This is a genomic window from Corynebacterium sp. MSK204 (genome assembly GCF_030229885.1).
Lineage (GTDB): Bacteria > Actinomycetota > Actinomycetes > Mycobacteriales > Mycobacteriaceae > Corynebacterium.
The window spans coordinates 63,845-77,100 of sequence record NZ_JASPGQ010000009.1; the positions used below are offsets into that span (position 1 = coordinate 63,845).

The following is a 13,256-nucleotide window of genomic DNA, read 5'->3' on the forward strand; positions in this document are numbered from 1 at the left end:
CAGCGCCCCGTCGCGGAGTCTGGCAATCCTTAGCCCAGCTGGCCGTCGCACTTCCCGACACCAAACATATTAAGGACACCGCACCCCATGTCTCCCAACGATTCCTTCATTAGCGCACCCCGCGAAATCACCACCCCTGCAGGCCCTCCCCGCGAGGGACAGCCCGCTTGGAATAAACAGCGCGGCTCCTCCATGCCCTTCGACCGCTACCAGCCCTTCGCAGTAGAGGTCGAGGACATCGACCTGCCGGACCGCACCTGGCCGGGCAAGAAGATCACCCACGCCCCGCAGTGGTGCGCCGTAGACCTGCGCGATGGCAACCAGGCGCTGATCGACCCCATGAGCCCCGAGCGCAAGCACCGCATGTTCGACCTGCTGGTGCAGATGGGCTACAAGGAAATCGAGGTGGGCTTCCCTTCCGCCTCCCAGACGGACTTCAACTTCGTCCGCGAAATCATCGAGGGTGATAAGATTCCAGAAGACGTCACCATCCAGGTCCTCGTCCAGGCCCGCGAGCACCTGATCCGCCGCACCTTCGAGGCCTGCGCCGGCGCAAAAAACGTCATCGTGCACTTTTATAACTCCACCTCGAAGCTGCAGCGCCGCGTGGTCTTCCGCAAGGACAAACCGGCCATCAAGAAGCTGGCTACCGATGCCGCCGAGCTCATCAAATCCATTGCCGCCGACTACCCCGATACCAACTGGCGCTGGGAATACTCCCCCGAGTCCTTCACCGGCACCGAGCTGGATTTCGCCCGCGAGGTCTGCGATGACGTGGTCGCCATCATGGATCCCAGCCCCGAGAACCCGATGATCATCAACCTGCCGTCCACGGTGGAGATGATTTCGCCGAATGTCTACGCCGATTCCATCGAGTGGATGGACCGCAACCTGGCCCGGCGCGATTCCATCTTGATTTCGCTGCACCCCCACAATGACCGCGGCGAGGGCGTTGCCGCAGCCGAGCTGGGCTATATGGCCGGCGCCGACCGCATCGAGGGCTGCCTGTTTGGCAATGGCGAGCGCACCGGCAACGTGGACCTAGTGACCTTGGGTCTGAACATGCTCACCCAGGGCGTTGACCCCCAGATCGACTTCACCGATCTGCCCAAGATCCGCGAAACCGTGGAGTACTGCAACCAGCTGCGCGTTCCGGAGCGCCACCCCTACGGCGGCGAACTGGTCTTTACCGCGTTCTCCGGCTCGCACCAGGACGCGATTAATAAGGGCTTGGACGCGCTGGCTGCAACGGTGCGCCCAGAGGCCAATTCCACCGACGTCAGCTGGGAAGAGCTGCGCGATGCCATCTGGGAGGTGCCTTACCTGCCCATCGACCCGAAGGACGTGGGCCGCGATTACCAGGCCGTTATCCGCGTCAATTCCCAGTCCGGCAAGGGCGGCGTTGCCTACATCATGAAGACCGACCACGGCATCAATATGCCCCGCGCCATGCAGGCAGAATTCTCCACCGTCGTGCAGGAAATCACCGATACCGAAGGCGGCGAGGTCAATTCCAAGAATATGTGGGACATCTTCGCCACCGAATTCCTGGACCGCACCACCCCGCTGCAGCTGGAATCGTTCGAAATCGACAATATTTCCGCCGAAGATACCGATGCCACCGTCACCGCCACCGTGACCTACAACGGCAAGGAATCCGAGGTCACCGGCACCGGCAATGGTCCCATCGCCGCCTACGCCAATGCGCTGGAGTCCTTGGGCATCGATTTCGATGTCATCGACTACTCCCAGCAATCGCGCTCGGCCGGCGATGATGCCGAGGCCGCCTGCTACATTGCCGCCGACGTCAACCAGAACAAGGTCTGGGGCGCGGGCATCGCCGCTTCCACGACCCGCGCCTCCATCAACGCGATTACCTCCGCAGTAAACCGCGCGTTGGCATAACGCGGGCGCGGCCGGGCATGGTAGAAGATCGACTATGCCTTCTTCTACCTACCTCATCCCCCACCGCGGCCTCGGCGCGGTGCAGACCTTGCCCATTCACGGCGCATCGGTGAAGGGCACGGAGGAATTTACCGTCACCCTGGCTCCCAGCCAGGAGGGCGGTTTAAGCGTGGAAGCACAGGGCCAGATCGGCACCATCAGCGCCGCGGACCGCGCGGAATACCCTGAGATCGACCTGCTTTTCCGCGCCGGTCTCACCCCGGCCGCCACGGCCCAGCCGCATGCCGATGGCCACGTCACCCTCCTGCTTCCCCGCCCCGGGCTCTGCCTGCCGGCGAATAATCCGCCCGGCGGGCCCTATACGATGCTGGGCTACGCCCCGCCCATCGATATCACCGATCTCCCCGCGGATCTCGATATCCCTGCCCAAGCCCGGATGCACGTGCTGGTCAACCTGGTGCCTTCTACCGACGCCGTCGATGTCTTCTTCGGCCCCACATTCCTCACCACCCTATCCCCGGGCCCCTCGCTGCCCCCGCTTGCCGATGCCCCCATCCTCGCCCACGCCTACCATGCCCCGCGCGGCAACGATCGCGTGCTGAGTATCTACGCCGGCGATCCGCGGCCCGCTTCCAACGAGGATTCCGTGGCCGTTGCCACCCCGACCACGCAGGCGGCGACCGAGACCTTCGAAACCAGCAGCTTTCGCGCCGTAACGGCTACCCCGGAACCCACGCGCCACACTGGGTGGTGGGTCACGGCCATAGCCGTGGTCGCCGTCGTGGCGCTGGTGACCGTACTCATCGTCGCGGTTTAGTTTCCACTAAACCGGATTAGGCACCGAAAAGGCACGGCGCGCCCTGTCCCGCCACAGGAATTCCGGGATACTAGACTAAGGTTGATGAATAACACACCTGGCCCCTCCCCACGGTCGCCGCAGGCTCCCTCGCCGGCGACTATGGCGTCCCAGCATGCGGCTAGGACCCACGCCCAGGCGTCCCCTCACTCCGCAGCCGACTCCGCCAATCCTGACGCCGACCCCGCGCAGCCGGGCCCGCGCCGGTCTCGGCCGCGCCGCGCCGTCCGCCCCTCCGGCGGGCCGGCGAAGCCGAAAACCCCGGCCGATACAGCTGCTTCGGCCGCTCCAAGCCCCACAGCATCCGAGGCCTCCGCATCCAGCGCGGACAGCGCGCCGCAAAAGCAGCCGGACAAAACCGAGACCGTCACCAAGCACCCCTACGTGGCCCTCACGCTGCAGACCACGGGCATCCACCCCTCGACCGGGCGCATCGTCACCATCGATGCGGTGGCCTTTGATAATGCCGGCGATATTGGCCAGCGCTTCCACGCCGTGCTCAAGCCGGATATCGACGCCGGCCCGCACCACCTCCACGGGCTGACCGTCGCGGATATCGAGCAGGCACCGGCCTTTAGCAGAGTCCTCAAGTCGCTGGATAAGCTTATCGATGGCCGCACCCTCGTCGTCCACGATATCCCCTATACCTGGGGCTTTATCGTCGCCGAGGCCCGCCGCGCGATGATGACCGCCGCCCGCCAAAACCGCGCGCGCAACCGCGGGCGCAATAAGGGCAAGCGGCGCCGCCAGAAGGTGGGCCACATGCCCGCGCCCGTGCGCATCATCGATACCTTGGCCACCTCGTATGCGCAGGGGGTGCGGTCGAATGATGTGCGGCTGAGGGGCGTCGCTAAGCAGAATGGCCTGGATGCCGATCCAAAGGCAACAGTGGAACGCGCCCGCCGCCCGGAGCAGGAGACCTCGCGCGAGGAGACGGAGCTGCTCATCCAGCTCTACCAGCACCAGCAGCGCGGCCCGGTGCGCAGCTATGCCCCGGACGAGGTCCGCGCCGACCGCTTTGGCCTACAGCGCTCGCACGTGCGCGTCGATGCCGCCGAAGCTCCCGTGCAGCACCACAACCCCGGCAAGTACGAGCCCGGCAAGGAACTGCGCCGCGGCATGGAAATCGTCGTGGCCCCCGAAATCCTGGAGGACCCGGATACCATCATCTCCGCCCTCATGCGCGAGGAGCTGAACTATTCGGAAAAGCTCACCCGCGAGGCATCGCTTGTCGTGTGCAACGTCACCACGGATCTCGTGGGCAAGGCCATGCACGCCCAGCGCAAGGGCATCCCGCTGATGTCTGATGCCGCGTTTCTCGATGCCCTCACCCGCATCGAAGACCCCACTACCGCCCAGCCGCCGGCGCGGCGCCAGCCCCCGCAAAAGAGCGGCGGAAATAACCAGAGCAAGAGCCAGAAACGGCGGCGCAGGCGCGGCGGGCGCGGCCGGGGCCGGCGAAATTCTGGCGGCTCGGCGCCCAAGAACAACGCCTAGGCCACTTCCCCGGCTACCCTAGAGGGCATGAGTTTTTCAGTCCCGGGTGCCTTTAAGAAGTTGCGCACCACCGCCGCGACATCCGCCGCGAATCTGGCCACCACCGCTTCCCGCGCCACCGGCCGGGGCGCCGGCGGAATGATCGGCGGCCTTATCGCCAATGCCATTGATCCCTCCATCATGACCAACCTCGGCGGCGGGCGCCCAGCCGTGCTGGTCACCGGCACCAACGGCAAGTCCACCACCACCCGCATGCTCGCCGCCGCGGTCCGCGCCGAGCACCGCGTCGCCACCAACGACGGCGGCGATAACATGGACGCCGGCATCATCTCCGCGCTCATGGCGGGCAAGGACGCCTCGCACCTGGTCCTCGAGGTCGACGAGCTGCACGTGCCGCACGTTGCCGATAACCTCAACCCGCAGGCGCTCGTCCTGCTCAACCTCACCCGCGATCAGCTCGACCGCGTCGGCGAGATCAACAAGATCGAGCGCGCCCTCCGCGGCGCCGTGGAGGCCCACCCGGACATGCTGGTCATCGCCAATTGCGATGACGTGCTCATGACCTCGGTGGCCTATGACGCCAAGAACGTCATTTGGGTCTCCGCCGGCGCCGGCTGGCTCGGCGATTCCGTCACCTGCCCGCGCACCGGCGGCCACGTCGTGCGCACCGAGGATGACTGGTACGCGGTCAAGCCGCTTGCCGATGGCCGCGAGTTCCGCCGCCCGCAGCCGACGTGGGGCATCGACAAGCATGGCGTTATCACCCCCACCGCGAAGCGCCCGCTCAACCTCGCGCTGCCGGGCCGCGCCAATCGCGGTAACGCGGCACAGGCCATCGCCGCGGCCGTCGAGGGCTTCGGCGTGGACTTGGACCGCGCTATTGCCGCGGCGGAAAGCATCGATGACGTCGCCGGCCGGTATTCCACCATCCACTGGAAGGGCCGCGAGATTCGCCTGCTGTTGGCCAAGAACCCCGCCGGCTGGCAAGAGGCCCTGTCCATGGTGGACCGCAGCGCCGATGGGTTGGTCATCGCCACCAACGGGCAGGTTGCCGATGGCATCGACATGTCCTGGCTCTGGGACGTGAAATTCGAGGGCTTTAACGGGCTCAGCGTCAAGGCCGCCGGCGAGCGCGGCACCGACCTTGCCGTCCGCCTCGTCTACGCGGATATCACCCACGAGCTCATCCCGGACCCCATGGATGCGCTCGCCGCCTGCCCCGAGGGCCGCATCGAGGTCCTTGCCAATTACACCGCCTTCCGCGATCTGAAAAAGGCCCTGTCCAAGGAGGCTAATAATGCTTAATATCGGCCTAGTGCTTCCCGATGTCCTCGGCACCTACGGCGATGACGGCAACGCCCTCGTGCTGCGCCAGCGCGCCCGCATGCGCGGCCTCGACGCCGAGATCCACCCCATCCGGCTGGGCGAGCCGGTGCCCGAAACGCTGGATATTTATACTATCGGCGGCGGCGAAGACACCGCACAGATTCTTGCCGCAGAACACCTCATTGCCGATGGCGGGCTGACCCGCGCCGCCACCGCTGGCCGCCCCATCTTGGCCATTTGCGCCGGCTTGCAGGTCCTCGGCGAATCCTTCCGCGCTTCCGGCCGGGTTATCGATGGCGTCGGGCTTATCGATGCCACCACCGCCGGCATGCAAGACCGCGCCATCGGCGAGGTATCCTCCACCCCTACCGGCGCCGGCGTGACCGCAGACCTCACCGAGCCGCTCACCGGCTTCGAAAACCACTTAGGCGCGACCATCCTCGGCCCATCCGCCCAACCGCTGGGAACCCTCACCCGCGGAAACGGCAACGCCGACCAAGCCGCCACCGCGGATCTCGCCGACGGCTCCAGCCAGCGCACCTACGAAGGCGCCGTGCAGGGCAGCGTCATCGCCACCTATATGCACGGCCCGGCGCTTGCCCGCAACCCGCAGCTCGCGGATCTGCTCCTCGCCCAAGCCATGGGCGTCTCGCTCGCGGATCTCGATCCGCTGGACATTCCCGCGGTCGACCGCCTGCGCACCGAGCGCTTCAACGCCGCCGAGCCGCCGCGCTCCCAGCGCTAAATCTGTGGATAACTTCCCCAATTCGCGGCCTTCACAACCAAAAAGAGCCGAATTGAGCCAAGTTATCCACAGGCTGGCCGCGGTCGCCTTGTAGCTCCCCGGCCCCAACCCTAGGCTGCGGGGCATGACGTTATTGGAGCAGCTGGGGGACATCGCCAAGCGCGGCGTAGACCTGATCGAAGAGGCCTACGCCGCCGCTGACCTGCCCCTGCCTGCGGACCAAGCGCGCGAGCTGCGCCGCACCGCCGAGGCTTTCCTCGCGCCCACAAGCCACTCGCGCTATCAACGCCGCGCCCTTGCCGCCGCGCGCCGCAACCAGCACAGTCTGGCCACGCTCGCGCTCATCGCGCGCCGCTCCCGGCGGGTGAAGAATCCCACCGAGCGCTGGCGCTTCCGCGAAACCCTGTGTGCTACCGCCGGGACCACCGCCGAAGTGTCCCGGGCCGCCACCCGCCTGCTGCGCGAAATCGCCCCGCCGCCCGAGCGCGAAGACGGCGGGCGCCGCATCCTGCACGGCGAGAAAACCACGCTGAGCTTTACCGGCCCCGCCGCCGAAATGGCCGATATCTGGGCCACCGCGAAGGATAATCCCCTCGCCTGGCTCACCGGTTCCCGCGCCGTCGCGCCGGCCAGCGTGACCACCAATGTCATCATCGAGCTGCCGGATTACCTGAAAGTTCTGCGCGGCGAGGGCTCCGAAGTCCGCCTCGCCATGACTAACGGTGCCACCATCACTGGCGCCGACCTCATCCGCCGCACGCTCGCCGGCGCCGGCCTTTTCACCCTCATCCACCCCGAAGAAGGCCCCGTCAATCTCTACCGCGCCCGCCACGCCTCCGCCAAGCAGCGCCGCATGCTCGAGGCCGAAGGCGCGCGCTGCGCGTGGCCCGCTTGCCGACGTCCCGCCGCCGAATGCCAAGCCCACCACATCTTCGAATATGCCCGCGGTGGCCACACCCATCCGGCGAATATGTGCCTCTTGTGTCCATACCACAATTCCATCAACGGCCTTCCGGGGCGCGGGCGGATGGCGCGCATCAACGGGCGCATCGCCTGGCTGCCGCCGCATCCTCGCCACGCGAATCAACCAGCCGCCCCGCCGAATTCAGCGTCACCGCCGCACTCTGCCTCGCCGCCGGAGCCGAATTCGCCTCCCCCAGTCTTCACTGGCCGCGCCCCACGCGGGCCAACCGCCGACGTGCCCTAAACGCCTAAATGGTCAAGCGCCCCGAAAGCGCACGGGACAAGGTCAGCTCGTCCACGAACTCCAAATCGCCTCCGAGCGGCATGCCGGAGGCCAATCTGGTGATCTTTAAATCGGGAAAGTCCCGCAATAACCGCACCAGGTACGCCGCGGTGGCCTCGCCCTCCGTATTTGGATCGGTGGCGAGGATGACTTCGCGGATGGTGGGGGTGTCGTCGTAAAGCGGGACCTCTGGCGTGGAATCCGCCAACTCCCTATCCGGTAGCACCCCGCCGAGGCGCTGGAGGAGCGTGGAAATATTCAAATCCTTCGGCCCAACATTGGCCAGCGGATCCAGCGCACCGCCGAGCACGTGGTAGCGGCCCTCGTACTCACCCGTGCGCTCGATAACCTGGATGTCCTTCGGCTCCTCCACGACGCAAATGGTGGAGGCGTCGCGCTGCGAATTGATGCAAATCCGGCAGACGTCCTCGCGCGAAATATTGCAACAAATGCGGCAAAAAGTAACGCCGTCCCGCACCCCGCCTAAGGCATTTTGCAGGCGCTCAATATCCTCCGGTTCCATGTGCAACACATGAAACGCGATACGCTGCGCCGACTTCGGGCCGATGCCCGGCAGGCGCGAAAACTCATCAATGAGGTCCTGCAGAGGTCCTTCAAACACCACAACTCCCAAAATTACGTCAAGGCCGCGGCCCCACTATCGGGACAACGGCCTTTTTAGAATATCGCGCAGCTAGAAATTGCCGCCGAACATGTCATCCATCGACGGTCCACCCTGGCCGCCCATGCCCTGCGAGAGGGGACCAATCTTTTCCTGTGCCAGCTTGCCCGCAGCGGCGTGGGCATCCTTAAACGCGCCCATGACCAGGTCTTGCAGCGTGTCGATGTCCTCAGGATCAACCACAGACTTATCAATCTGCAGGTCTACTAGCTCGGCGCCGCCGGTCATGGTCACCTTAACCAGGCCATTGCCCGCGCTGCCCTCAACGTTGGTAGCCAGGATCTCTTCCTGCGCCTTCTGCAGCTCGGCCTGCACCTGCGCGGCCTGCGCGATGAGGTCGTTCATGTCATTGGGTTGTGGGGTGGAATCTTGTTCAGCCATAGCTTTCGTCCTTTCTCAATAGCTTTGCTACCGCCCGAGTCTACCGTGCCACAGTCCTATACACGGCGTGCGCCTAGTTCCTTTTCCACGAGCTCTATCGCAATCTCGGTGGCGCTGCGATGGTCCATTTCGCCTGCGGACTGCGCGGCTTCGACCATGTCGCGTTCTTCGTCATCGCGCGTATAGGCCGGTTCCGGCGGCGGCTCGTCCGCGGGGCCCTCCGGCTCGGGCGGCAGCGGCACCCCGTTGCTAAATTGCGGCGTGCGCGCGAATTCTTCATCGCGTTGCTTCGCCACCTCGCTTGCCTTGGCAATGCGCGAGCGCCACCCGGGCTTACTCTCCGCCTCCTTGTCGTCGCTCGGCTCCCGCTCGGGCGCGTTGGGGTTCCATTCGGGTTTGGCCTGCGGAGCCCGCGGCGCATCGAACCCGGCGCTCTTAGGATCCGTGCCCACCACGCAGTTGACCTGAATATCGCGCTGGAATTCCTCCCGCAGCACGTCCACAATGACGGAATTATTCGCCGGCGCATTGATGCGTTCTGCCAGCGCACCGGTGGTATGCCCCAGCGTCAGCGTATTATCGCGGAATCCGAGCACGCGGGCTTCGGCAAGCATGATTTCGGCGACCTTATTACGCTTGCCGACGCTCCCCCTCAGCTCCACCCATTTCCTCTTCACCGCATCCACGAAGTCATCACCGCTTACCGATGCCCCCTGCGCAGGCGCCGCCGGCACCGGCTTCTCCAGCGGTTCCGCCTGGCCGTTGCCGCGGGCTGGCGCATTCTGTGGAATCTGCCGCTCCTGGCCCCATGGATCCGCGCCATCGTCAGTTTCTACGTCGCCGCCTGCCGCGGTAGCCGAAGCATCCTTTTCAGGCACATCGCTAGACTGCGAATCCGTGGACTGCTGCTCAGGCTGCCCAGCCTGTTGCTGCTGCCCCGACTGCGCATATTCCGCGCTCGGTTGCGCAGGCTGCGACGCAGATCGCTCCTGATTCTCAGCTGCTGCCGGCCCCGTTTGTGCCGGCTGTGCCGACTGCGCTGAACCCTCATGCTCGCCACGCGATTGCTGCGCAGTTGTCTCCGGTTGCTCAGGCCGAGACAATGGTGATGTCGATTGCGTCCCCTGTGCCTCGGTGCCCGCGGCCGCTTGATTCCGTTGTTGTCCAGGCGCCTCTGATGCAGTAGGGCCCGTGGCGGCCTGGTTTTGCTGGGCCTGGGACTTTGCGCGGCGCCGCGCGATGATGGCGGCCGCTGCCGACTGCGGGTCTTGGGCACCCGAAAAGGCTGGCCCGTTTCCCGCAGAGGGTGCCGCCTGCCCCGATTGTCCTGGCTGCCCTGCCTGCGCTGCCTGCGCCAGTTGTGCCCCTTGGCCGGCCTGGTTGTGCTGGCCAGACTGTGCGGATTGCGGTGCGCCGCTGGGTTGGGTGGCCTGAGGCAACTGCCCCGGCTGGCTCACGGCGCCGACAGCTGCACCCGGCGCCGCGCCGGCCGAGGTACCGATGAGCAGGTGCGCGCACATGATTTCGAGCAGCAGGCGCGGCGAGGTGGCCCCGGTCAGATCGCTGATGCGGTCATTGACGGTGGAGGCAAGGTAGGTCAGCTGCGGTCCGGAAAAGCGCTGCGCTTGGGCGGTGAGCACCTCGGCGCGGTCGGTAGGCGCGGAGACCAAGCCGGCATCGATGGCGCCCGGCACGGCCTGCAGGATCATCAGGTCGCGCAAGCGGTCGAGCAGATCCACGGCAAAGCGGCGCGGGTCGTGGCCAGCCTCGATGACGTTGTCGATCTGCGCGAAGAGGCCGGCCTTGTCGTTCTCGGCGAGGGTGGCGATGGTGTCATCGAGAAGCGTGACATCCGTAACCCCCAGCAGCGGGCGCGCAAGGTTATAGGTCAGGCCATCGGGACCCGCACCGGCCAAAAGCTGGTCCAGTAGCGACAAGGTATCGCGCGGGGAACCGCCGCCGGCCTCGATGACCATGGGATAGACGGAGTCTTCAACCTGCACGCCCTCAGAGGCGACGGTCCTTTGCAGCAGCCCCTTCATCGCGGGCGGGGTAAGCAGGCGGAAGGGATAGTGGTGCGTCCGGGAGCGAATGGTGCCGATGATCTTTTCCGGCTCCGTCGTCGCAAAGATGAAAATCACGTGCTCCGGCGGCTCCTCAACCACCTTGAGCAACGCATTGGCACCGGACGGGGAAATCATATGCGCCTCATCGATGATGAAGATGCGATAGCGCGATTCCGCCGGCGCATAGTAGGCGCGGTCGCGCAGCTCGCGCATGTCCTCCACGCCATTGTGCGAGGCGGCGTCGAGCTCCGTCACGTCCAGGTTGCCCGGGCCGCCGGGCGCGAGCGACACGCACGAATCGCACTTGCCGCACGGCGTCGAGGTGGGCCCGTGCTCGCAGTTGAGCGAGCGGGCCATAATCCGCGCCGAAGACGTCTTACCGCAGCCGCGCGGGCCGGAAAAGAGGTAGGCGTGGTTGATGCGCCCCGCGTCGAGGGCGGCAGATAGCGGCGTGGTGACCTGCTCTTGCCCCACGACCTCGGCAAACGTTGCTGGACGGTATTTCCGGTATAAAGCCACGGTTAGCCAGTTTACCGGCTAACCCTCGCGCGACCAGTCCAGCAGGTCAATGCCCTGCTCGGCCACAGCTTCCTGCAGCTTGCCGACGCCCTCTTCCACCCCAAACGCATATTCCGCATCCGTCAGCATGACCAGCTGCAGCACGAGCGTCAGGCGGTCATCCTCGCGGTACTGCGGTGTCTGCCCGCCCCAGAGGTACGGGGCAATAAGCAGCCCGTGGTGCACGGTCGGCTCGCCGGGCAGATCAAGAAGCGATGGCAGCAAGACGCCGGGTTGCGCGGGCAAGAGGCCGCCCGCCTTCTCGAGCTTCGCGGCGGCGGCCCCCACAGCGGCGGCGACTTCGGGCTGGCCCACGCGCGCCACCGTCACCAGTTCGCAGCGCACATCCAGACCTTCGGCATCGCTGCGCAGGCCGGTATCGACGGCGTTGAAGGTGGTGGTGAGGGCGAGGGATTGGGCATCGGCAAGCGTGGCTAAACCCAGCCTGCGCCCGTCGACGTACCGGAACTCCAGCGGGGCCGGGATGACCTCGCTGAGCCACACGGCGGATTCGGCGGCGTTGATTTTAGCCCTCCGCCTTTTCGATGGCCGCCAGGAGCACGCAGGTGGCAACGCCGTCGATGGCTTCCTCGATTTCCTCCTGCGGCGGCAGCGACACCGCAAGTCGGATATTGCGGTCATTCTCATCGCGGCCGTGGGGGTAGGCCGCGCCCGCCTTGGTGAGCACGATGCCGGCGTCCTTGGCCAGCTCCCACACGCGGGTGGCGGTGCCGTCCACGACGTCCATGGAAATGAAGTAACCGCCCTCCGGGTCGGTCCATTCCGCGACGCCGTACTCGCCCAGGCGCTCGTCCAAGATGCGGCGAGCGGCGGCGAACTTCGGCGCCAGCAGCTCGGCGTGGCGGCGCATCAGCTCACGCACGCCGTCCGCGGACCCGAAGAACTCGGCGTGGGCGAACTGGTTGATCTTATTGGGCCCAATGCCGCGGATGCCTGCGTGCTCCAGGTACCAATCGAGGTTCTCCGCCGAGGAGCCGAAGAAGCTCACGCCGGAGCCCGCGAAGGTGACCTTGGAGCTCGAGGACATGGCCCAGAAGCGGTTGGGGTGCCCGCCCTGCTTGGCGATGTCCAGCACTGGCAAGACTTCCGGAAATTCGTCTGTCAGCGTGTGCACGGCATAGGCGTTATCCCACACGATGCGGAAGTCGGGCGCCGCGGTATCCATTTCCGCCAGGCGGCGGGTCTTTTCCTCCGAGATGAGTACGCCGGTGGGGTTGGAGAACATGGGAATGAGCCACATGCCCTTGACCTGTGGGTCCTGGGCGAGCTTAGCGATGGCCTCGACATCCGGGCCGTCGTCTTCCATCGACACCGTCACCAACTCGAATCCGAAGAGCTCCGTGATGGCGAAGTGGCGGTCATAGCCGGGCACGGGGCAGATCCACTTGACGGTTTCTTCCTCGCTCCACGGGCGCGGCGAATCATTGGTGCCAAAGGTATAAGCCCAAGAAATGAGGTCGAACATGATGTTGAGCGAGGAGCTATCGCCGGCCAGCAAGAGCTCTGGGTCAATATTGGTAAGCTCGCCCCACAGCTCGCGCAGCTTCTTGACGCCCTTCAGGTTGCCGTAGTTGCGCAGGTCAGCGCCTTCAGAATCGGTGTAGTTTCCCTCACCCGGCAGCGACAACAGCGCATTGGAGAGATCGAGCTGCGCCTTCGAAGGCTTGCCACGGGTCAAATCCAGCTTGAGGCCCTTTGCTTTCAGGTCTGCGTATTCTTCGCGGACTTTCGCGGCAAGTTCTGCCAAGGCGGACGATTCCAGAGTGAGAAGCGACATTAGTATGTCTTACCTTCCATAGTGTGGTGCGACGTTTAGCCACCAATACTAACGCACCCTGCACAAAAAAGGGACCCCGCGCACCCGTCAGAGCCTCCTGACCCTTGCTGCATTCCTGCCCTGGGGGAGTTCAGAGGATGGACGCCACGCGGAATCCTGCCCTTACTTTAACGCCCGCAACCCGCATTAGCCAAAT

At 65.4% G+C, this 13,256-nt stretch carries 11 protein-coding genes and 1 other RNA gene; 6 read left to right on the forward strand and 6 right to left on the reverse strand.

The annotated features are described in order from the left end of the window. The first annotated feature begins 87 nt into the window (after positions 1-87). The 6 genes from leuA to QP908_RS07230 all read left to right on the forward strand — a co-directional run bounded on the left by leuA (position 88) and on the right by QP908_RS07230 (position 7,536). Positions 88-1,905 carry a 2-isopropylmalate synthase gene (gene leuA / locus QP908_RS07205; RefSeq protein WP_005276465.1) on the forward strand — a complete coding sequence of 606 codons (1,818 nt, stop codon included), beginning with the start codon at positions 88-90 and terminating at the stop codon, positions 1,903-1,905. Positions 1,906-1,939: 34 nt separating this feature from the next. Continuing rightward, the gene (locus tag QP908_RS07210) at positions 1,940-2,722 is read left to right on the forward strand and encodes a hypothetical protein (RefSeq protein WP_239268963.1); all 783 of its coding nucleotides are present in this window, start codon (positions 1,940-1,942) and stop codon (positions 2,720-2,722) included. A gap of 423 nt (positions 2,723-3,145) precedes the next feature. Continuing rightward, a complete protein-coding gene (locus tag QP908_RS07215; protein WP_370657788.1) occupies positions 3,146-4,258 on the forward strand; it encodes an exonuclease domain-containing protein in 1,113 nt (370 codons plus the stop codon). A gap of 27 nt (positions 4,259-4,285) precedes the next feature. Beyond that, positions 4,286-5,563 carry a Mur ligase family protein gene (locus QP908_RS07220; RefSeq protein WP_284771991.1) on the forward strand — a complete coding sequence of 426 codons (1,278 nt, stop codon included), beginning with the start codon at positions 4,286-4,288 and terminating at the stop codon, positions 5,561-5,563. Then, a complete protein-coding gene (locus tag QP908_RS07225) occupies positions 5,556-6,329 on the forward strand; it encodes a type 1 glutamine amidotransferase (RefSeq protein ID WP_239268969.1) in 774 nt (257 codons plus the stop codon). The genes QP908_RS07220 and QP908_RS07225 overlap by 8 nt, the downstream gene beginning before the upstream one ends. Positions 6,330-6,453: 124 nt before the next feature. Next, positions 6,454-7,536 (forward strand): HNH endonuclease signature motif containing protein, encoded by a 1,083-nt coding sequence (locus QP908_RS07230; protein WP_239268971.1) that lies wholly within the window; start codon positions 6,454-6,456, stop codon positions 7,534-7,536. Positions 7,537-7,540: 4 nt separating this feature from the next. Here the strand turns inward: QP908_RS07230 and QP908_RS07235 are convergent, their stop codons facing one another. The 6 genes from QP908_RS07235 to ffs form a co-directional block, all read right to left on the reverse strand. Continuing rightward, complete coding sequence (locus tag QP908_RS07235) at positions 7,541-8,197, reverse strand: recombination mediator RecR (RefSeq protein WP_239268973.1); 657 nt, start codon at positions 8,195-8,197, stop codon at positions 7,541-7,543. 72 nt (positions 8,198-8,269) lie between these two features. After that, the gene (locus tag QP908_RS07240; RefSeq protein ID WP_005276451.1) at positions 8,270-8,638 is read right to left on the reverse strand and encodes a YbaB/EbfC family nucleoid-associated protein; all 369 of its coding nucleotides are present in this window, start codon (positions 8,636-8,638) and stop codon (positions 8,270-8,272) included. Between the two features lie 56 nt (positions 8,639-8,694). After that, positions 8,695-11,223 carry a DNA polymerase III subunit gamma and tau gene (locus tag QP908_RS07245; RefSeq protein ID WP_239268975.1) on the reverse strand — a complete coding sequence of 843 codons (2,529 nt, stop codon included), beginning with the start codon at positions 11,221-11,223 and terminating at the stop codon, positions 8,695-8,697. Between the two features lie 18 nt (positions 11,224-11,241). After that, positions 11,242-11,835: a suppressor of fused domain protein gene (locus QP908_RS07250; RefSeq protein WP_239268977.1), complete on the reverse strand. Its 594-nt coding sequence runs from the start codon at positions 11,833-11,835 to the stop codon at positions 11,242-11,244. Further along, complete coding sequence (locus tag QP908_RS07255) at positions 11,789-13,060, reverse strand: aspartate aminotransferase type Ic (protein ID WP_239268979.1); 1,272 nt, start codon at positions 13,058-13,060, stop codon at positions 11,789-11,791. The genes QP908_RS07250 and QP908_RS07255 overlap by 47 nt, the downstream gene beginning before the upstream one ends. A gap of 64 nt (positions 13,061-13,124) precedes the next feature. Then, an RNA gene (gene ffs / locus QP908_RS07260) (signal recognition particle sRNA small type) lies at positions 13,125-13,221 on the reverse strand. Positions 13,222-13,256 lie beyond the last annotated feature (35 nt).